At 70.7% G+C, this 19,425-nt stretch carries 15 protein-coding genes; all 15 read right to left on the bottom strand.

Annotated features, from left to right (window positions below; all coding sequences use genetic code 11):
- Nucleotides 1–5: 5 nt before the first annotated feature.
- Complete coding sequence (locus VK501_RS01135; protein ID WP_324333777.1) at nt 6–1,454, bottom strand: MFS transporter; 1,449 nt, start codon at nt 1,452–1,454, stop codon at nt 6–8.
- Nucleotides 1,455–1,588: 134 nt separating this feature from the next.
- Nucleotides 1,589–1,855 (bottom strand): 50S ribosomal protein L27, encoded by a 267-nt coding sequence (gene rpmA / locus VK501_RS01140; RefSeq protein ID WP_324333779.1) that lies wholly within the window; start codon nt 1,853–1,855, stop codon nt 1,589–1,591.
- Nucleotides 1,856–1,858: 3 nt separating this feature from the next.
- Nucleotides 1,859–2,167, bottom strand: coding sequence for a 50S ribosomal protein L21 (gene rplU, locus VK501_RS01145; protein ID WP_324333781.1), 309 nt, complete (start codon nt 2,165–2,167; stop codon nt 1,859–1,861).
- 9 nt (nt 2,168–2,176) lie between these two features.
- Complete coding sequence (locus VK501_RS01150) at nt 2,177–4,114, bottom strand: Rne/Rng family ribonuclease (RefSeq protein WP_324333783.1); 1,938 nt, start codon at nt 4,112–4,114, stop codon at nt 2,177–2,179.
- 23 nt (nt 4,115–4,137) lie between these two features.
- Nucleotides 4,138–5,343 carry a rod shape-determining protein RodA gene (rodA, locus tag VK501_RS01155; RefSeq protein ID WP_324333785.1) on the bottom strand — a complete coding sequence of 402 codons (1,206 nt, stop codon included), beginning with the start codon at nt 5,341–5,343 and terminating at the stop codon, nt 4,138–4,140.
- Nucleotides 5,340–7,394 (bottom strand): penicillin-binding transpeptidase domain-containing protein, encoded by a 2,055-nt coding sequence (locus VK501_RS01160; protein WP_324333787.1) that lies wholly within the window; start codon nt 7,392–7,394, stop codon nt 5,340–5,342. Before VK501_RS01160 ends, rodA begins: the two co-directional genes overlap by 4 nt.
- Complete coding sequence (gene mreD / locus VK501_RS01165; protein ID WP_324333789.1) at nt 7,394–7,963, bottom strand: rod shape-determining protein MreD; 570 nt, start codon at nt 7,961–7,963, stop codon at nt 7,394–7,396. Before mreD ends, VK501_RS01160 begins: the two co-directional genes overlap by 1 nt.
- Nucleotides 7,963–8,853, bottom strand: a complete 891-nt coding sequence (gene mreC, locus VK501_RS01170) for a rod shape-determining protein MreC (protein WP_324333791.1) — start codon at nt 8,851–8,853, stop codon at nt 7,963–7,965. Before mreC ends, mreD begins: the two co-directional genes overlap by 1 nt.
- A 38-nt stretch (nt 8,854–8,891) precedes the next feature.
- A complete protein-coding gene (locus VK501_RS01175; protein WP_146923900.1) occupies nt 8,892–9,941 on the bottom strand; it encodes a rod shape-determining protein in 1,050 nt (349 codons plus the stop codon).
- A gap of 396 nt (nt 9,942–10,337) precedes the next feature.
- On the bottom strand, nt 10,338–13,526 hold the full coding sequence (locus VK501_RS01180; protein ID WP_324333796.1) for a M14 family metallopeptidase: 3,189 nt from the start codon (nt 13,524–13,526) through the stop codon (nt 10,338–10,340).
- Between the two features lie 225 nt (nt 13,527–13,751).
- Nucleotides 13,752–14,330 carry a Maf family protein gene (locus VK501_RS01185; RefSeq protein WP_324333798.1) on the bottom strand — a complete coding sequence of 193 codons (579 nt, stop codon included), beginning with the start codon at nt 14,328–14,330 and terminating at the stop codon, nt 13,752–13,754.
- A gap of 19 nt (nt 14,331–14,349) precedes the next feature.
- Nucleotides 14,350–14,760 (bottom strand): nucleoside-diphosphate kinase, encoded by a 411-nt coding sequence (gene ndk / locus VK501_RS01190; protein WP_324333800.1) that lies wholly within the window; start codon nt 14,758–14,760, stop codon nt 14,350–14,352.
- A 54-nt stretch (nt 14,761–14,814) separates the two neighbouring features.
- On the bottom strand, nt 14,815–15,345 hold the full coding sequence (locus VK501_RS01195) for a zinc ribbon domain-containing protein (protein ID WP_324333802.1): 531 nt from the start codon (nt 15,343–15,345) through the stop codon (nt 14,815–14,817).
- 218 nt (nt 15,346–15,563) lie between these two features.
- A complete protein-coding gene (locus VK501_RS01200) occupies nt 15,564–16,841 on the bottom strand; it encodes a bifunctional folylpolyglutamate synthase/dihydrofolate synthase (protein ID WP_324333804.1) in 1,278 nt (425 codons plus the stop codon).
- Nucleotides 16,841–19,411, bottom strand: coding sequence for a valine--tRNA ligase (locus VK501_RS01205; protein ID WP_324333806.1), 2,571 nt, complete (start codon nt 19,409–19,411; stop codon nt 16,841–16,843). The genes VK501_RS01200 and VK501_RS01205 overlap by 1 nt, the downstream gene beginning before the upstream one ends.
- Nucleotides 19,412–19,425 lie beyond the last annotated feature (14 nt).

A 19,425-nucleotide genomic window follows, 5' to 3' on the forward strand; every position in this document is an offset into this window, starting at 1 on the left:
CGTGTCTACGCGGCACCCTCGGCGCGCGCCGCGGCGGCCGCCCGTGCGCCGGACCCGCGCACGAGCACCGTCAGGCTGATCAGCGCGCCGATCGCGCCGAACGCGGCGCCGACCAGGAACGCGCGCTGGAAGCCGTCGGTGAGCGCCGCCGCCCGCGAGACCGTGCCGTTCAAGGCGTCGGTGCGCTGCGTCGCGACGGTCGCCAGCAGGGCCAGCCCGATCGAGCCGCCGACCTGGCGGAAGGTGTTGACCAGCCCCGACGCCAAGCCGGCCTCGCGCCCCTGAACGCCGGCCGTCGCGGCGATGGTCACGGGCACGAACGAGAAGCCGATCCCCGCGGCCGCCACGACCGAGGGGCCGAGCACGTCGGCCAGGAAGCTCCCGTCGGCCGAGATCCGGCTCAACCCGAGCATGCCGAGCGCCAGCAGCGTCAGGCCGGCGGTGAGCACCCTGCCCGGCCCGAGCCTCCCGGTGAGCCGCGAGGCCACCTGCGAGGTCACGATGATCGCGCCGGTCATCGGCAGGAACGCGAGGCCCGCCTCGATCGGGTCGTAGCCCAGCACCTGCTGGAGGTACAGCGACAGGAAGTACCACATGGCGAACGCCGCGGCACCCATGCAGAAGACCACGAGGTTGGCGCCCGTCACCGTGCGGTTGCGGAAGATGCGCAGCGGCACCAGCGGCGCGGTCGCCAGCCGGCCCTCGATCAGCGCGAACGTCGCCAGCAGGGCCAGCCCGAGCGCGATCGTGATCAGCGTGCGCGACGAGCCCCAGCCGTGGACGTCGGTCTCGACGATCCCGTAGGTGAGCACGACCAGGCCGGCCGTCACCGTCAGCGCGCCCGACAGGTCGAACGAGCGCGCGGCGCCGACGTCGCGGCGGCCGCGCGTGATGACGCGCAGCCCCGCGATCGCGACGACGACGCCGATGGGCACGTTGATCAGCAGGATCCAGCGCCACGAGAGCGTCTGGGTCAGGATGCCGCCCAGCAGCGCACCGGTCGCGCCGCCGGCGCCGCCCATCGCGCCCCAGAGCCCGAGCGCCTTGTTGCGCTCGGCGCCCTCGGTGAACGTGGTGGTGAGGATCGACAGCGTCGCCGGCGCGACGATCGCGCCGCCCAGGCCCTGCGCGGCGCGCGCCGCGACGAGCTGGCCGGAGTTCTCCGCCATGCCGCCGGCCAGCGAGGCGAGCGAGAACAGCAGCAGCCCGCCGACGAAGACCTCGCGGCGCCCGACGAGGTCGGCCGCACGGCCGCCCAGCAGCAGGAAGCCGGCGAAGGCCAGCGTGTAGGCGTTGACCACCCACTGCAGGCCCGTGGCCGAGAACCCGAGGTCGCCGCGGATCGACGGCAGCGCCACGTTCACGATCGACACGTCGAGGATGACCATGAACTGCGCGAGGCAGCAGAGGGCCAGGATCAGCGATTTGTGGCGGGCAACGTCGGAAGGGCTCACGACGACCGATGATTGCACACGCAAATACAAGGAGCAGTCGGCACGCGCCGCACCCGGGGGGACGGCCCCGAACGACGACGGCCGGCGCTTTCGCGCCGGCCGTCAGCCCGACCAGTCTCCGATTCGCAGCGCGCCTAAGCGGCGGCGTCCTGCTGCGGCTGGATCGAGACGACGCGCCCGAGGCGCCCCGTCTTGAAGTCGACGATGCCCGCGCTCTTGGCGAACAGCGTGTCGTCCTTGCCCATGCCGACGCCGTCGCCGGCCTTGAAGCGCGTGCCGCGCTGGCGCACGATGATCTCGCCGCCGGTCACCGTCTGACCCGCGAAGACCTTGACGCCGAGGCGCTGTGCGTTGGAATCGCGCCCGTTGCGCGAAGAACCGAGACCCTTCTTATGAGCCATGGGTCAGCTCCCCTTCGAGATCTTGGTCACGCGGATCCGCGTGAGCTCCTGGCGGTGGCCCATCCGGCGGCGGTAGCCGCGCTTGGGCTTGAACTTGTTGACCCGCAGCTTGGGGCCGCGCAGATGCTCGACGACCTCGGCGGCCACCTTGACCTTGCCCAGGTCGTTGCCGAACAGGGTGTCGTCCCCCGCGAACAGCAGGGGCTCGAGGTCGAGCTTTGCGCCGACGTCGCCAGGCAGCCGCTCGACGAGGAGGGTCTGGCCCTCTTCGACGCGGTACTGCTTGCCACCGGTCTTGACGATCGCGTACATGGTTTCTCGTTACTCCGAAGTCGCTTCGGCCTTGGCAGCCGAACGGCGCCGTCCGCCTCTGCGGCCGCGGCGCCGAGGCTTGGATTCTAGCGAGTCGTCGCCATCGGAGGACTCCGGGTCCTCAGCGTCGAGCAAGGTGGCCACCGCGGCGGTCCTCCCGGCCTCCTCGATGCGCACCATCTTCTTGGTTCCGACGTACCGTCCGCCGTTGACCACGGAGATGATGTAGCCGTCGATCTTGGCCACCGCGTCGTCGACCTCGTACATGTGCGGCTCGATGATGTTGACGAGGACCTCGTCGCCCTCCTTGAACGGGATGGCGCGCTCCTCGATGTCCTGGCTGGCCCCCTCCTGCGTGATCGCGAAGTGGTCGAGCGGCAGGCCTTCGGAGCCCTCGAAGTGGAAGATCTTGCCGGTCTCGTTCTCCAGGGCGTGCAGGACGCGGGCGCCCTCGCCCGTGAACTTCGCGCTCACGCGCGGGTTGACCTGGACCAGGAAGGCCTCCGTGCCGCGCTTGGCGCGCGAGGCGATCTCGCGCAGCTGGCGCTCGAACTCGATCGCGATCGTCTCCTCGGACTTGATCACGCCCTCACCGTGGCACGTGGGACACGGGCGGCTCATGATCTCGCGCACGCCCTCGGTCACGTTCTGGCGCGTCATCTCGACCAGGCCGAGCTTGGAGATCTCGGCCGTGAACGTCTTCGTCCGGTCCTCGTCCAGGGCCTTGCGCAGCGTCTTCAGGACGGCCTCGCGGTTGCGGGCGCGAGCCATGTCGATGAAGTCGATGACGATGATGCCGCCGATGTCGCGCAGCCGGAGCTGGCGGACGACCTCGTCGGCCGCCTCCAGGTTCGTGCGCGTGATGGTGTCCTCCAGGCGCGCCTGCTTGCCGCGCCCGACGAACGAGCCGGAGTTGACGTCGATGACCGTCAGCGCCTCGGCGTAGTCGATCAGCAGGTAGCCGCCGGACGGCAGGTCGACACGCTTGGACATCAGGCCGTCGATGACCTTCTCGACGTTCCAGGCCTCGAACAGCGGCTTGGACTCCTGCCACAGCTCGACGCGGTCGACGAGCTCGGGCGCCGTGCGGCTGAAGAACGAGACGAGGCGGTGGTGCTGCTGCTCGTCGTCGACGATCGCCTTCTCGAAGTCGGCGCTGAAGATGTCGCGCACGACGCGGACCGACAGGTCGGCCTCCTGGAAGACCATCTCCGGCGCGGGCGTCTCGGCGACGCGCTTGTCGAGCACCTCGTGCAGCTTGAACAGGTACTGCAGCTCGCGCTCGAAGTCCTGCCGCGTGGCGCCGTGGGCGGCCGTGCGGACGATCGCGCCGCCGCCGTGCAGGTCGAGGCCGCGGGCTTCCTTGCGCAGGCGCTCGCGCTCCTTGTCGTCGAGGCGCTTGGAGACGCCGATGCCCTCGCCCGTGGGCGTGTAGACCATGTAGCGGCCGGCGATGGTGAGGTCCATCGACAGGCGGGCGCCCTTGGTCTTCAGCGGGTCCTTGACGACCTGGACCACGACCTCCTGGCCGGGCTTGAGCAGCTCGCCGATCGACTTGCCCTTGGAGCCTACGCGCCCGCGACGGGCGACCTCGACGCCGGGGATCACGATCTCGTCGACGTGCAGGAACCCGTTCTTGTCGAGGCCGATGTCGACGAACGCGGCCTCCAGCCCGGGCAGGACGTTGTCGACCTTGCCTTTGTAGATGTTGCCGACGATCGACCGGTTGCCGCGGCGCTCGAGGTAGAGCTCCGCGACGCGCCAGCCGTCGTTCGGCGCGGCCGCCTTGGCCTTGGCGGCGGTGGCAGCGGCAGCGGCGGAGGAGGCGGCGGGCGGGCGGGTTCGACTCCGCCCGCGCTTGGGGGCGGCGGCCGGAGCTCCGGTGGCTTCCATCAGCGCCACGCGGGTCTCCCCGCGGTCCACGCTGACGAGCACTTGCTTTCTCACGATGTGGTTCAGTCCTTAAACGATCAATGGCCCATGATGCGGCCCTTCATGGCAGCCGAGGAGCGTCCGTGGACGTAGATCGACTGCAGAAGGCCGATGGCCAAAAGGGTGGACATCACCGAGGATCCGCCGTAGCTCATGAGCGGCAGCGGGATGCCGGTGATGGGCATGATCCCGAGGGTCATGCCGACGTTGACGAAGACCTGGAACAGCAGCATCGCGACGATGCCGCCGGCGACCAGCGCGCCGAAGAGGTCCTTCGCCATGGTCAGGATGCGCAACGCGCGCCAGATCAACAGCGCGTAGAGCGACAGCACGACTGCCGCGCCCACGAAGCCCCAGCGTTCACCGACGACCGCGTTGATGAAGTCGGTGTGGTGCTCGGGCAGGAAGTTGAACTGGGTCTGGGTTGCGTGGACGCCACGGCCGGTCTTCTGACCGGACCCGATGGCGATGAGCGACTGGTGCTGCTGGTAGCCCGCGTTGCCGATGTCGGCTGACGGGTGGAGGAATGAGGTGAGGCGCTCCTTCTGGTAGCCGTGGAGCACCTGTACCCCCGCGGCGGGCGCCGCGACCAGCACGAAGCTGATCGCGACCGCGCCCAGCGCGATCAACGCCAGGAAGTGGCGTGCCGGCGTGCCGGCGAAGTAGAGGATGGCGATCGCGATCGCGCCGTAGACCAGGCTGGAGCCCAGGTCCGGCTGCACCATCACGAACGCCGCCGGGATCAGCGCGAGCAGCATGATCCGGGCCGTGGTGTCGCGTTCCTGCAGGCGCCGCGCGCGGTCGGCGGCGAACGCCGCCAGGACGACCACGATGAGCACCTTGCCGAGCTCGGACGCCTGGTACTGGAACGGCCCGAGCGGCACGGACCGCTGTGAGCCCTTGGCCGTGGTGCCGATCAGCTTGACGGCGAAGATCGACGCCATCAGGAAGCCGAAGATCCACCAGCGCGCGACGCGCAGCCGGGTGTAGTCGAGCTTGATCATCGCGAGCGAGATCAGCCCGCCGACGGCGAAGAAGATCGCCTGGCGCTCGACGTAGTAGTGCGGGTTGCCGGCGATGTCGTCGGCGGTCGACGACCTGATCGCCACCAGCGAGCACGCCGCCAGGCCGATGACGCCGAGCACGAGGACGAGGTCGAACGGCAGCGCCATGCCCTGCGGCCGTGCCCGCTCGCGGGGCGGCGCGTCGTCGACGTCGCGCAGGGGTGTGGTGGCCGCGCTCATCGGTCGGTCGAGGTCCCGCGCACGATCCTGGGGGCGACGCCGAACCACTTCGAGAGGATGAGGCGCGCGGCCGGCGCGGCCGCGTCGGCGCCGAAGCCACCCTGCTCGACGGTGACCACGACGACGATCGGCTTGGCGTCCGGGTTGCTCTTGTCGTAGGAGTAGACCGCGTACCAGGACTGATCCTTCTGCGGCTGCCGCTCGGCCGTGCCGGTCTTGCCGTACACCGGGAAGCGGTTGCGCGGCCAGCCGTTGTCGAACACGCCCTTGGACGTGCCGCCGTTCTCGTTGGCGGCGCCGAACAGGCCCTGCATGATCGCGCTCTGCCACTGCGGCTTGATGGCGACCTTGCGCTTGGACGGGAAGTCGAGCGGCTGCGCGATGCCGCGGCTGTCCTCGGTCTGCAGGCCGAGGTGCGGCGTCGGGACGCGGCCGCCGTTGACGATCGTGGAGTACACGACCGCCATCTGCAGCGGCGTCGCCTGCAGCCCACCCTGGCCGACGGCGAAGTTCTCGTTGTCGCCCGGGTTCCACAGCGCGTTGCCGCTGCCGATGTAGCAGGGCTTGCCGCCGTTCTTCTTGCGGCAGGCGGCCTCGAGGCGGTTGATCCGGCGGACCTCGGACGGGCTGGGGATCGTCCCGGTCGCCTCACCCGGGAGGTCGATCCCGGTCCTGCGCGCGACGCCGAGCTTGTGGGCCCACGACTGCAGCGGCAACGACGACTGGTCGTACATCTTCTTGCCGAGGTCGTAGAAGTAGGTGTCGGCCGAGACGCGGAGGGCACTGACGAGGTTGACGTTGCCGTAGGCCTTGCCGCCGGCGTTGCAGGCCTTGTCGATCGTGCGCGCACCGGTCTGGTAGCAGCCCTGGTCGTTGAACACGCGGTCGGTGGTCGTGGTGCCGGAGTCCAGCGCGGCCAGCGCGGTGACCGGCTTGAAGATCGAGCCGGTCGGATACGCGCTCTCGTCGGCGCGGTTGACCTGCGGGGACCCGGCGGCGGTGCCGAAGTGCGCCCTGTAGGCGGCGGTGGTGGCGTAGTAGCCCGGGGCGGCCTCGCGCGGGTTGTAGCTGGGGCTCGAGCCCATCGCGTAGACCGCGCCGGTCTGCGGGTTGAGGGCGACGAAGGCTCCAGGAAGCCCGTGCCCGGCGGTCTTGAGCGCGGTCTCCCCCGCCTGTTGCAGCTCCTGGTGCAGCGTCAGCTTGAGCTGCTGACCGGACTTCGGCTGCACCGCGACGACCGCGCGACGGCGCTCGCCGGCGGCGTTGACCTCGATCCGGTACTGACCGTCGGTGCCTCGCAGCTGCTTGTCGTACTGGGCCTCCAGGCCGCTCTGCCCGATGTCGGTGCCGCCGGCGATGCCCTTGAAGTTCTTCTTGTCCTTGAGCTGGTAGTCGCGGATCTGGCCCACCACGCCCAGCAGCTGCGCCGCCATCGTCTTGTTCGGGTACGTGCGCACGTACAGCTGCTCGACCGTCACGCCGGGGAAGCGCTCGCGGCGCTCCTCGATGTAGTCGCGCTGCGCGGCCGGCACGCCCGTCTTGACGCGGATGTTCGCGTAGGGCACCTGGACGATCGCGTCGACGACGCGCTGGTTGATCGTCTTCGGCGACAGCTGGAGGACGTTGCCGAGGCGCCGGTAGCGCGTCAGCAGGTCGCCCGTGGCCTGGGGAACGGCGATCTTCGGGCCCTTGCGGCCCTTCTTGCGCGCTTCGCGCTGGCCGGCCTTCTGGCCGTACGCGGCGATCTGCGTGCGCATGGCGGCCGGGATGCTCGCCGGGTCCAGCGACACGACCGTCGCCTTGCGGTTGTCGACCAGCGGGATCTTGCTGGCATCGACGATCTGCCCGCGCGGGGCCTGGATGCGCTCCGTGCGGACGCGGTTCTCGCGCGCCTGGGCCAGGTAGCGATCGCCGTCGAGGACCTGCAGGTACCAGAGCCGGAAGAAGACGATCCCGAACAGGACGAACGCGAGGACGCCGACGCCCGCGACGCGCAGCGCGAGCTGCGGCGTGATCGGGGGACGGCGGTCGTTGGCGGGATCGAGGGGCATCAGGATCGGCTCAGCGGGGACAGGCCACCCGTGGTGTAGGCGCGGCGCCGGCGCCGGCGCGGGTCGTCCGGGAGGACCGGCGACAGCCAGCGGCGCACGAGCGCGAACACGGGCAGCGCGATGAGGGCGTTGAGGACGATCGTCGCCAGGATCTGGCGCAGGAGCAGGAAGCTCACCGGCGCGTCGATGCCCAGCATGAAGTTCATGAGGCCGTAGCCGAACGTGGTGATCGCGGTGGCCAGGCCGCCGACGATCATGGGGATGACCACGGCCTGCGGGTCGCGCAGCTCGCGCAGGCGCCCGGCGCCGTAGCCGGCCGCGATGAACACGAGGCTCGTCAAGCCCATCGTCTGCACCAGCGCGGCGTCGACGAACAGTCCGACGGCGAATCCGAACGTCGCGCCCGCCACCGAGCCGCACAGCAGCCCGACCGCCGCGACCACCAGCGGCGTCAGGTCCGCGCTCGTCCCGAAGAGGACGATCTGGGAGACCGCGGCGACCTGGACGATCACCACGGCGACGCCCAGGAGGGCGGCGCGCAGCACGAGCTGTGGCGAGATGCCGAGCATCAGCGGTTGTTGTTGACCGGCTTGGTCAGGACCTGGACGTACTGGACGCGGCGCAGGTCGACGAACGGTCGCAGGTGCGGCAGCTGGTTGGAGGCGCTGGGGTTGTCGACGCGGGTCACGCGGCCGATCGGCAGGTCCGGCGGGTAGACCGAGGCGAGCTCGCTGCGCTGGGAGGCCGTGCCGGCGGTGACGACGACGTTGCCCTTGGCGATCGGCTCGTTCTTGTCGACGTAGCGCATGATCAGGTCGCGGGGATCGCCCGGGCTCGGCTGGACCAGCCCGGTGGCGTTGCCGAGGGCGGTCCGCGCGGAGACGGCCATCGTCGAGTCGGTGATGAGGCGCACGACCGACGCGTTGCCGGTGGCGCTCTCGACCTTGCCGATCAGCCCGTTGCTCGAGTCGCTGCGACCGTCGGACGCGATGACCGGCATGTCCTCGTGGATGCCGGAGGACGTGCCCTTGTCGATCGTGATCTTCACGTACCAGAGGGTCGGGGACGAGCCGATCGTGCGCGCCGTCACCGGCCCGTAGGGCTGCAGCGACTTGGGCTGCTTGTCGAGGGCGAGGAGCCCACGGAGCTGGTCGTTCTCGCGGACGGCGGCCTGGTTGCGGATCGCCGTGGCGCGCCACTGGTCGCGGTCGGCGCGCGTGTCCTTGAGGTCGCCCTTGGCGCTCACGGTGTCGCCGACCCAGCCGAACAGGTCGCGCACGGGCTTGAGGGCGCGGCTGGCGCCCTCCTGGATGGGCGAGACGACCTCCAGGATCCCGCGCTGCACGTTGTGCAGCGCTCCGCCGGAGCGCTCGCCGAAATAGGCCGTGAGCAGGATCAGGGAGCTGACGACCAGCAGCCCGAGGACTGCCCGCCGACGGCGAACCGTCTTGTCGTACATGTCGTACGCGACTCCAAAGCTTGTTTCGCGGCGCAGCGCTAACGCGGCCGGCGCCGACTCCTCGAATTCTTGTTCGTCCGGTGGATGACTTCGAACTCCTCCAACGAGCGTCCCGAGCCCACCGCCACGCAGGTCAGCGGGGACTCGGCCAGGTGCGACGGCATCTGGGTCTCCTCCCGCAGGCGCTCGTCGAGCCCCTGGAGAAGCGAGCCACCGCCCGCGAGCATGATGCCGCGGTCCATGATGTCGGATGCGAGCTCGGGAGGGGTCCGGTCCAGCGTCTCCTTCACCGCGTCGATGATCTGCGACAGGGGCTCTTCGAGCGCCTGGCGGATCTCCTCGCTGGTGAGCACCACGGTCTTCGGCAGCCCGGACACCATGTCCCGGCCCCGGATCTCGGCCTGGACCTCTTCCTCCATCGGGTAGGCCGAGCCGATCTCCAGCTTGACCTCCTCCGCGGTCTGCTGGCCGATGAGCAGCTTGTACTCGCGCTTGGCGTAGTTGATGATCGCCTCGTCGAGCTCGTCGCCGCCGACGCGGATCGACTGCGACACGACGATCCCGCCGAGCGAGATCACGGCGACCTCGGACGTGCCGCCGCCGATGTCGACGATCATCGAGCCCGTGGGCTCTCCGACGGGCAGCCCGGCGCCGATCGCGGCGGCCATGGGCTCCTCGATCAGGTACGCCTGGCGGGCGCCGGCCGACAGGCAGGCCTCCTCCACCGCGCGCTTCTCGACGCCGGTCACGCCCGAAGGGACGCAGACGACGACGCGCGGATGCGCCCAGCGGTTCTGGTGCACCTTCTGGATGAAGTGGCGCAGCATCTCCTCCGTCACGTCGAAGTCGGCGATGACGCCGTCCTTGAGCGGGCGGATGGCCTGGATCGTGCCTGGCGTGCGGCCGAGCATCCGCTTGGCCTCGATGCCGACCGCGTGGACTTCGCCCGTTCGTGAGTCGATCGCCACTACTGAAGGCTCGCTGAGCACGATGCCGCGCCCGCGCACATAGACGAGCGTGTTCGCGGTGCCCAGGTCGACCGCCATGTCGCGGCCACCGAAGCCGGTGAGGTAGCTGAAGAAGCCCATTCCGGAGGAGCGGACCGCCCGTTTTGACTGCTAGCCCCGCGTGGCGGGGCGGACGGACGAGCCGCGTTGGGGAGTGTAGCGGAGGCACGGCCGCGGCCCTCAGCCGCGACAGCCGTTTTGCAGCGCGGAAAATGCTGCAAAACGCACGTGCGATGTTCCGGAAACCTAGGCGCGCACGACGAGCGCCGCCGAAGCGCGCGCGGCGTGGCCGTCGGCGGCCACCGCGTAGACGTCCAGCCGGTAGGTGCCGGCGGGCGCGGGCCTGGTCCCCAGCCGTCCGTCCCACGTGACGGCAGGACGCCCGCGCGGCCCGCGAGCCCGTCGTTGTCGAGCAGCAGCCCCCCGGGGCCGGGCGCCGCCGGTGACGGCGGCGCCCGGTGCTCGGCAGGGGTGGGCTCAGCCCGCGCCGAGGTACGTCAGGGCGTCCTTGACGAGCGTCGCTCGCTGGTCGGCCCCGGTCACGCCTTCGAGGCCGAAGCCCCAGTAGAGCGTGTCCGCGGTGCCCACGCCCGGACCGTCGACGTAGCCGACGGACGCCGACTGGATCCAGTCGTTGGCGTTGCCCTCGCTGCCCGCCGGAGCGCCGGGGACGTCCCAGCCGCCCAGGCCGTCCTCGAAGGACGTCTCGGCGACGGTGGCGCCGTCGGCGGTGACCTTCGCGTCGTCCACGAAGACCCCGAGCCCTTGGACGCCGGGGTCGCTGATGTAGGTGATGGACACCTCCACCTGCTTGCCGGCGTAGGCGCTCAGGTCGACTTTCCACGGCACGAAGCCGCCGGAGTTGCCGGTCGCCGCGTTGAACGTGCCCGACGTGCCGCCGTTGGTGCACGTCGCGTCACCCTCGCCCGGAGCGGACTCCGGATGCAGCGTGACGTAGTGCGCCATGAACGGGTGGCTGTCGGTGATCGGGATCTGCGGGCAGCTGCTGTTCGTGGTGATGTCGCCGGATGTGTGCCCGTTGGCGTCCGGCAGCGTCGTCCAGTCGTCCTGGCCGACCGTGTGCGCCTCGACAGCGAGGTAGTCCCAGTTGGGCTCGGTGTCGTAGGACGCCAGGAACGACAGGTCCGCGCTGGTCCTGCCGGTCAGGTCGACCGTCCGGCTGAGCCGCTTGTAGGCGTCGTCGGCCGTCTGCGAGACCGCGTAGCGCGTGCCCGTCGGCGGGTCGAACGACGGCCCCCGGTCCAGCTTGATCGCCTGGTCGCTGGAGAACTGCGGGTAGGTCGCCTTGGGCAGGACCGAGGACGTCGTCAGGAACGAGTAGATGTTGTCCTGGTTGCGCTTCGAGTCCCCGCCGTTGACGGTGAACTCGGCCGAGCCGAAGGCTCCGCCGGCCTCCTGGAACGGCAGCGCCGCGGCGCTGTCGTTGGTGTCGGCCGCCGTGATCGGCAGGTACGTGCCGAGCCAGTACTGCTGGAAGTCGTTGCTCGACTTCACGCAGTTGAAGTTCTGGCCCGGCGGGTCGTCGTCGCCGTTGGGGTCGGTCTGGCTGCTCTTGCAGAACGGGTTCGGCGGAGCGCCGAGCGGGTTGAACAGGAACTCGTCCCAGCCGCCCTGCAGGGCGAACTTCCCGGCGACGAGCAGCTTGCCGCCGTCGTTGAGGTAGTCGCGCACGTTGACGACCTCGTCGTCGACGAGCCGCGACGTCCCGGTGCCGCCCGGCTGGCCGGGTTCGCGGACGTAGAGGTCCTCACCGGTCTCCCAGATGACGGCCTTGTAGTGCGACAGCACGCCCAGCGCCGAGGGAGCGGTGCGGCCCTTGGCGTCGACGTCGTAGACGTCGTACTTCACGCCGGCGCCCTTCAGCGCCGCCTCGTAGTCGCCCTGGTACAGCGGTCCCGGGTAGGGGCCGGAGCTGACGTCGGAGCTGTTGCCCGTGTAGTCCTCCGCGGTCATCAGCAGCACCGGGTTGCCGGTCGCCGCCGCCACGGTGTAGGTGAACGGATCGGAGCTGTTCTTGCCCTGGGCGAACCACACCTGGACCTTGTCACCCGCCTTGGCTCCGCTGACCTGGCCGCGGAGCTTGTGGTAGTAGGCGCCCGGCTTGCCGTACCGCTCGCCGCCGGCGTACTCCTGCAGGCTCCCGCGCTGGACGCGGCCGCCGTTGACCTGCCAGAAGACGCGCACGTCGCCGAGCGAGCGCTTGGCGTTGACCTCGACGGTCTGCGGGTCGCCGTGGGAGATCGAGAACGTCGTCGGCACGAAGTCCGGCGCGGTGTTGCCGAGGTGCGACTTGGGGTCGTCCGGGCGCTGCGCGGACTTGGCCAGGTCCAGCGCGAACTCCAGGTTCTTCTGGAACTCCGCCTGCACGGCGCCCTCGTCGTCCTGGAAGACGAAGCCACCGGGCCCCGGCGAGTCCGGGCCCTCCACGGTGCCGCCGACGCCGGGCCCCGCCCCGCCGTCGAGCTCGACCGTGTAGGCCTGCGTGCCCCACGCGTTGTAGGCGTCGCCGGTGACGTCGCCGTTGGTGGTGTACAGCTCGGCCGAGACGTCCGGGTCGAAGCCCGGGACCGCCGGATGGTCGTCGTCGCCGGCCAGCGCCTTCATCAGCGGCGCGTCGGTCGCCTCGGTCTCCACCTGCCAGCCCTCCGGGTAGAGGATGAGCTGCGCGTAGGAATGGTAGTCGATGAGGAACTTCGGGCGCAGCCGCTGGTGCAGCTTGCGCGCCGCCTGGACCTCGGGCTCGGAGGCCGGCCCGGAGCCGTGGTAGGTCTCCGTCGACGGGTCGTCCGAGGCGCCCTCGAGGTCGTAGTTCCACTTCTCGGGCCAGTTGCGGTTCGGATCGACGCCGTCGTTGGCGGGGTCGATCACGCCGTCGCCGTTGACGTCGCGCAGGTTCTTGCGCCACAGCCGCGTGGCCTTGGAGGTGAAGGTGTAGTCGTAGCCGTCGGGGTTCATCATCGGCATGAACCAGATCTCGTTGGCGCCCAGCAGCCGCTTGACGTCACGGTCGCGGCGGTGGTCGACGAACCACGCGAAGAGCCGGCGGTTGACCTCGGCCGAGATCCACTCGCGTGCGTGCTGGGTGGACTCGTAGAGCGTCACGGGGCGGCGGCCGTCAGGCGTCGAGCGCGCATCGGTGGTCAGCTTGTAGGCCATGATCGGCTGGCCGAGCACCGACTGCCCGATCGTCTCCTCCTTGACGATGTCCGGGTAGCGCGCCGCGAGGTCGTGGTACCACTGCTTCAGCGGGACGTTCGGCGTGGCGCAGCGGTTCGGGCACGGCGCCGGCTCGAGGCTCCACGGCCGGAAGACGTCGTAGCCGTGCGTCGGCGTGGTCAGCGGTGACGACGGCGCCGTGAAGGCCTTGCCCGCCGACAGCTCCTGCACGGTCGCGCCCTTGTCGCCCAGGGCCCTGGCCTTCGACGGCGTCGTGACGATCACGAGCCGCCCGGACTTGCCGAGCTCCTTGAGCTCGTTGAGGTCGTAGCCGGCGCGCGCCAGCGCGTCGGTGTCGACCTTCCCGCTGATCGCGTACTGGTTGAGCGGCTCGACGGTGCGCGCGCCGGCCGCCTGCGCGGATCCGGCGATGACCGCCAACGTCGCCGTGCCCGCGAGCAGCGCGCGGGCCGTCCTTCGTACATGCATAGCTCTCCCCGAGGGCCCTGCTCGGGCCCCGTCGTTTGCCTGATGCGCGCGCACACCCCTGAGGCACGCGCCGATGTCGCGCGACTCTATGGTCACCCGAGCTGACCATGCAAGGTCCGGGCAGCAACGTTGTCCGTTCTGGCCACCAAACGTGGACAAATCGGACGACGGCGCCTAGGCGAGGGTCGACGGGTGTGGAACTTCGAGCCCTAGCGACACAGTCTCCTACGACGCCGCGTGCTCGGCCATCAGCCCCGGGCGCAGGCCGATGAGCGCCGCGACCGGCAGGCCGACCACGTTGAGGTAGTCGCCCTCGATGCGCCGGACCAGGATGCCGCCGCGGCCCTGGATCGCGTAGCCGCCGGCGCGGCCCTGCCACTCGCCGCAGCCCACGTACCAGTCGATCGTGGCGTCGTCGAGCTCGCGGAACGTCACGTGCGTGACCTCCGTCGCGGTTCGCACGTCGCCGTGCGCCACGACCACGATCCCGCTGACGACCTCGTGCGTGCGCCCCGACAGCCGGCGCAGCGTCGCGCGGGCGGCGTCCTCGTCGGCCGGCTTGCCCCAGATGCTCTGCTCGGTGGCGACGAGCGTGTCGCAGCCGAGGACGACCTCGTCGGCGCCGGCGCCCGCCGCCTCGGCGACCGCCAGCGCCTTGCGCAGGGCGTTCTCCTCCGCAACGGCGCGCGGCGGCCCCTCGTCCTCCTCGGCGACGTCGGACGGCCGGACGTCGAAGTCCAGCCCGAGGTCGGCGAGGATCGCGCGGCGCTGGGGCGAGCCGCTGGCGAGGACGAGACGGCTCACCGTCGGACGGCCCGCGGCCCTACAGCTCGGGGAACCAGAGGCCGATCTCGCGCTCGGCGGACCCGGGCGAGTCGGAGCCGTGCACGAGGTTCTGACCGACCTCGATCGCGAAGTCGCCGCGGATCGAGCCGGTGTTGGCCTCCAGCGGGTTGGTCGCGCCGATCAGCTGGCGGGTGGCCTTGACGACGTCCTGGCCCTCGAGCACCGCGGCCACGAGCGGCGCCGAGGTGATGAAGTCGACCAGCTCGCCGAAGAACGGGCGCTCGGCGTGCTCGGCGTAGTGCGTCTCGGCCGTCTCACGCGGGGTGGTGACGAGCTTCAGCGCGGCGATCTCGAGGCCCTTGCGCTCGAAGCGGGCGAGGATCTCGCCGGTGAGGCCGCGCGCGAACGCGTCGGGCTTGACCAGGATGAGGGTCCGGTCCACAGACATGTGGCTCCTTGGAGAGAGGGGAGGTTCGGGTTCGGGTGCTGCAGCGACCGGACTCTACGAGCCCGGCTCGCTGACCGCGGTCTGCTCGGCGAGGTCACCGCTTGCGCGCCGGCGGCGGCGCCGCGGCTGCGGGGTGACCCCCGGGATCTCGGCCTCGCAGTACGGGCAGACCTTCCACGAGGGATCCAGCGGCTTGGCGCAGTTGGCGCAGGGATCCTTCAGCTTGCGCAGGCAGTGCGGGCAGCGGAGGAAGTCCTCCTTGACCTCGCCCTCGCAGTGCGGGCAGAGGAAGAAGCCCTGGCCGTGCAGGCGGGCCTCGGCGGCCTGCATCTCCAGCTCGCGCTCCCGGACGTCGTCCAGGTACTCCGGCGGCCGGACGATCATGTAGACGATCGTCCCCACGAACGGGAACAGGCTCGCCAGCGTGGCGCAGCCGACCAGCATGGGGTCCTCGATGCGCCGCCGCGCGTCCGCGTACGTGTAGTAGATCAGCGCCACGTAGATGACGACGAGGAAGAGGACGAGCAGCTTGACGGCCGTGTTCAGACCGGAGCTGTCGATCCCGAAGACCGCTTCGACGGGCATGTGCTCAAGAATCCTAGGGGGTGTTGACGGCCGAGGGTGGTGCTCCTGCCACGGTGTTCGTACCCGGAGAGGCGGATCCTCCCCCTTCGACCGGGGTGCGAGGCGCTACAGGAACATACGCCCGAACCCATAACCGATACCGAAGAAGAGCAGGATCACGAGGGCCACGATGATCGCCACCGCGGCGACCATCACGCCCACGCGCGGGCCGTCGTCGTTCACAGCGAGCTCCTCGCCGCGCCGACGGGGCGCAGCAGGTCGGCGATGAGGTAGATCGAGCCGGTCGCCAGCGCGACGCCGTCGTCGCCGGCCAGGACGCGGGCGCGCTGCAGCGCGGCGCGCGGCGCGCCGACGATCTCCACGGCGCCTGTGAACCCGAGCTGGTGGCAGAGCGACGCGAGCGTCGCGGGCGGCAGCGCACGCGGCGTCTGGGCGCGCGTGGTGACCAGCGCGTCGCACACCGGCAGCAGCGTGCGCAGCATCTCGGTGGCGTCCTTGTCGTCGAGCACCGACAGGCAGGCGACGAGCCGGCGGCCCGCCGCAAACTCCGGCAGCGCCTCGGCCAGCGCCGCCATCCCGCCGGGGTTGTGCGCCCCGTCGAGCACCACCTCGGCGCCCTCGCCCAATTGCGCGACGACGTCGAAGCGGCCCGGGACGAGCGTGGAGGCCGCCGCGGCGCGCACCGCGGCGGCGTCGAGCGTCCCGGGCGGGTCGAGGTAGGCGCGGGCGGCCTCGGCCGCCAGGGCGAAGTTGCGGCGCTGGAAGGCGCCGCGGGCGACCATCTCCAGCTCGACGCCGGGATCCGCGGGGGCGATGACGAGCCGCGCACCGCGCTGCGTCGCGACGTCCTCGGCGAGCCGTGCGGCGTCGGGGTGCAGGTCGGCGCCGACGACGAGGGTGGAGCCGGGCTCGACCACCGCGAGCTTCTCGGTCGCGATGTCGGTGACCGTCGGCCCGAGCCAGCGGGTGTGCTCCAGCCCGACGTTCGTGAGGACCGCGCCCTTCGACGGCAGCACGTTGGTGGCGTCGAAGCGCCCCCCGAGACCGGCCTCGACGACCGCGACGTCCACGCCGGCGCGTGCGAAGTGGTCGAAGGCGGCGGCGGTGAGGAGCTCGAACTGCGTGACGTGGTCGTCGGCGGGCGCGGTGCGGTCGACCTTCTCGGCCGCCCGCGCCGCGCGCTGGACGGCGGCGGCGAAGTCGGGACCGGAGACGTCGGCGTCATCGACGCGGACCCGCTCGGTGAACGACACGAGGTGCGGCGAGAGGTACGCGCCGACGTGCAGGCCGTGCCGGCGCAGGATCGCCGCGGTCATCCGCACCGTCGAGGACTTGCCGTTGGTGCCGACCACGTGCACGGCCGCGAAGCGCTCCTGCGGCGAGCCCAGCGCGGTCAGCAGCCGGCGCATGCGGTCCAGGCCGAACCGCATGCCGAACAGCTCGAGTGACAGCAGGAGCCGCTCGGCGTCGCGCACCGTCATCGCCGCGGCCGTCACTACAGCGCCTCCAGCTCGACCCGCAGGCGCTCCAGCTTCTCGCGCTCGGCGGCCACGACCGGCTCGGGGGCCTTGTCGACGAACCCGGGGTTGGAGAGCTTGCTCTCGGCCCGCTTGATCTCGGCCTGCAGCGTCCGGCGCGCGGCCTCGATCTTCGCGGCCGCCTCGGCGGGGTCGACGCCCTCCAGCAGGAACACCTCGGACCCGGCGACCGGGATGACCGCGACCGGCTCGGCGTCGGCGTCGTCGACCGGCGTCAGGCGCGCGAGCCGCGACACCAGCGGGACCAGGCCGTCGAGGCCGTCGATGCGGGCCTTCAGGAACGCCCCGGGCTTGACGCCGCCGGCGTCGCGCCACGAGCGCACGGCCTGGACCGTGGCGATCACGCGCTCGATGTCGCGCTCGGCGGTCCGGTCGCGCAGCGACGGGTCGGCGGGCGCGCGCACGTGCCCGGCGAGCAGCCCTTGAGTCCCCGGCACGTGCTCCCACAGCTCCTCCGTGACGAACGGGATCACCGGGTGGGCCAGGACCAGCGTCTCGCGGACGATGTGCAGGAGGTGGCCGCTCAGCCGCGCGTCGAACTCGCGCCCCTTGATGAGCTCGAGGTACCAGTCGCACAGCTCGCCGTAGACGAAGTCGTAGAGCCCGAGCGCGGCCTTGGCGAAGTCGAAGGACTCGATGCGCGCAGCGAAGTCGGCCTTGGCCGACTCGAGCCGGGAGAGGATCCAGCGGTCCTCGACGGTCTGCGCCGCCGGGGCGGGGACGGCGCCCTCCTCGACGTTGAGCAGCACGAAGCGCATCGCGTTGAACAGCTTGTTGGCCAGCGCCTGGCCCTGGGCGACCTTCTCCTCGCTGAAGCGCACGTCCTGGGCCGACGACATGGCCAGCAGGCCCCAGCGCACGCCGTCGGCGCCGTAGGTCGGGAACGTGCCGCCCTGGGTGAAGACCGGCGGGCGCGGACCGCCCTCGATGAGCGTCAGCGGGTCGATGCCCGTGCCCAGCGACTTGCTCATCCGCCGGCCGTCGGGCGACTGGATGACCGAGTGGACATAGACGTGCTCGAACGGCACCTCGCCGGTGAGCTCGAGCCCCATCATCACCATGCGCGCGACCCACAGGAACAGGATGTCGCGGGCCGTGGAGAGCACGTCGGTCGGGTAGAACGCCTCCAGCTCGGACGTCTGCTCGGGCCAGCCGAGCGTCGCGAACGGCCACAGCGCCGAGCTGAACCACGTGTCGAGCACGTCCGGGTCGCGCTCCCAGCCGTCTCCCTCGGGCGGCTCCGCGCCGACGTAGGTCTCGCCGTCGCGGTACCAGACCGGGATCTGATGGCCCCACCACAGCTGCCGCGAGATGCACCACGGGCGGATGTTCTCCAGCCAGTCGACGTAGCGGCGCGACTCCGACTCGGGGTGGATGGTCACGCGGCCCTCGCGCACGACGCCGATCGCCGGGCGCGCCAGCTCGTCCATCCTCATGAACCACTGCAGCGAGATGAGCGGCTCGATGCGCTCGCCCGAGCGGTGGCTGAACGGCACGGTGTGCGTGTAGGGGTCGCGGGCGCGGATCAGGCCCTCGGCGTCCAACGCGGCGACGACCGCCTGCTGGGCCTCGGCGATCGTCATCCCCGCGTACTCGGGCACGAGGTCGGTCATGCGCCCGTCCTCGCCGATGGCGCTGAGCTCCGGCAGGCCGTGCCGGCGGCCGATCTCGAAGTCGTTGGGGTCGTGGCCCGGCGTGATCTTCAAGCAGCCCGTGCCGAAGTCGGTCTTGACGTACTCGTCGGCGATGATCGGCAGCTCGCGGCCGACGAGCGGCAGCGTCACCGTCCTGCCGATCAGGTGGCGGTAGCGATCGTCGTCGGGGTGCACGGCAACCGCGACGTCGGCCAGCATCGTCTCGGGCCGCACGGTCGCGACGACGATCTCGCCCGTCCCGTCGGTCAACGGGTAGGCGATGTGGAACAGCCTGTCGGTGACCTCGCGCTCCTCGACCTCCAGGTCGCTGATCGCCGAGCCGGAGCCCGGGTCCCAGTTGACCATGTAGTTGTCGCGGTAGATCCAGCCCTTGTGATGCAGGGAGACGAAGACTTCTTGAACTGCTCGCGCGTAGCGCTCGTCGAGCGTGAAGCGCTCCTCCTCGTAGTCGAGCGAGGCGCCGAGGCGCTTGAACTGCTCGATGATCGTGCCGCCGAACTCCTCGCGCCACTCCCACGTGCGCTGGATGAACGCCGGGCGCCCGATCTCCTCGCGGCTCGTGCCCTGGTCCTTGAGGCGCTTCTCGACCTGCGTCTGCGTGGCGATGCCCGCGTGGTCGGTGCCGAGGATCCACTTGGAGCGCCGGCCGAGCTGGCGGTGGTAGCGGATCAGCGTGTCCTGGATCGATCCATTGAGCGCGTGGCCCATGTGGAGCGCGCCGGTGACGTTCGGCGGGGGGATCGCGATCGAGAAGTTCTCGGCCGCGGTGCTGTCCGGCTCGGGGTGGAACAGCCCGGAGTCCAACCAGCGCTGCACGATGCGCGGCTCGACCTCCGAGGGCTCGAAGCGCTTGCGGTCCTTCAGGCTCGACATGAGAGGATCGGAGT

The sequence above is a fragment of the Baekduia sp. genome (genome assembly GCF_035318805.1).
In the GTDB taxonomy this organism is placed as follows: domain Bacteria; phylum Actinomycetota; class Thermoleophilia; order Solirubrobacterales; family Solirubrobacteraceae; genus Baekduia.

Coding starts and splice junctions, on each gene's coding strand:
- VK501_RS01175 (WP_146923900.1), bottom strand. CDS start 9,941: ATGGGCTTCTTCAGCTACCTCACCGGCTTCGGTGGCCGCGACATGGCG.
- rodA (WP_324333785.1), bottom strand. CDS start 5,343: ATGAGCGCGGCCACCACACCCCTGCGCGACGTCGACGACGCGCCGCCC.
- mreD (WP_324333789.1), bottom strand. CDS start 7,963: ATGCTCGGCATCTCGCCACAGCTCGTGCTGCGCGCCGCCCTCCTGGGC.
- VK501_RS01195 (WP_324333802.1), bottom strand. CDS start 15,345: ATGCCCGTCGAAGCGGTCTTCGGGATCGACAGCTCCGGTCTGAACACG.
- ndk (WP_324333800.1), bottom strand. CDS start 14,760: ATGTCTGTGGACCGGACCCTCATCCTGGTCAAGCCCGACGCGTTCGCG.
- VK501_RS01180 (WP_324333796.1), bottom strand. CDS start 13,526: ATGCATGTACGAAGGACGGCCCGCGCGCTGCTCGCGGGCACGGCGACG.
- mreC (WP_324333791.1), bottom strand. CDS start 8,853: ATGTACGACAAGACGGTTCGCCGTCGGCGGGCAGTCCTCGGGCTGCTG.
- VK501_RS01160 (WP_324333787.1), bottom strand. CDS start 7,394: ATGCCCCTCGATCCCGCCAACGACCGCCGTCCCCCGATCACGCCGCAG.
- VK501_RS01205 (WP_324333806.1), bottom strand. CDS start 19,411: ATGTCGAGCCTGAAGGACCGCAAGCGCTTCGAGCCCTCGGAGGTCGAG.
- rplU (WP_324333781.1), bottom strand. CDS start 2,167: ATGTACGCGATCGTCAAGACCGGTGGCAAGCAGTACCGCGTCGAAGAG.
- rpmA (WP_324333779.1), bottom strand. CDS start 1,855: ATGGCTCATAAGAAGGGTCTCGGTTCTTCGCGCAACGGGCGCGATTCC.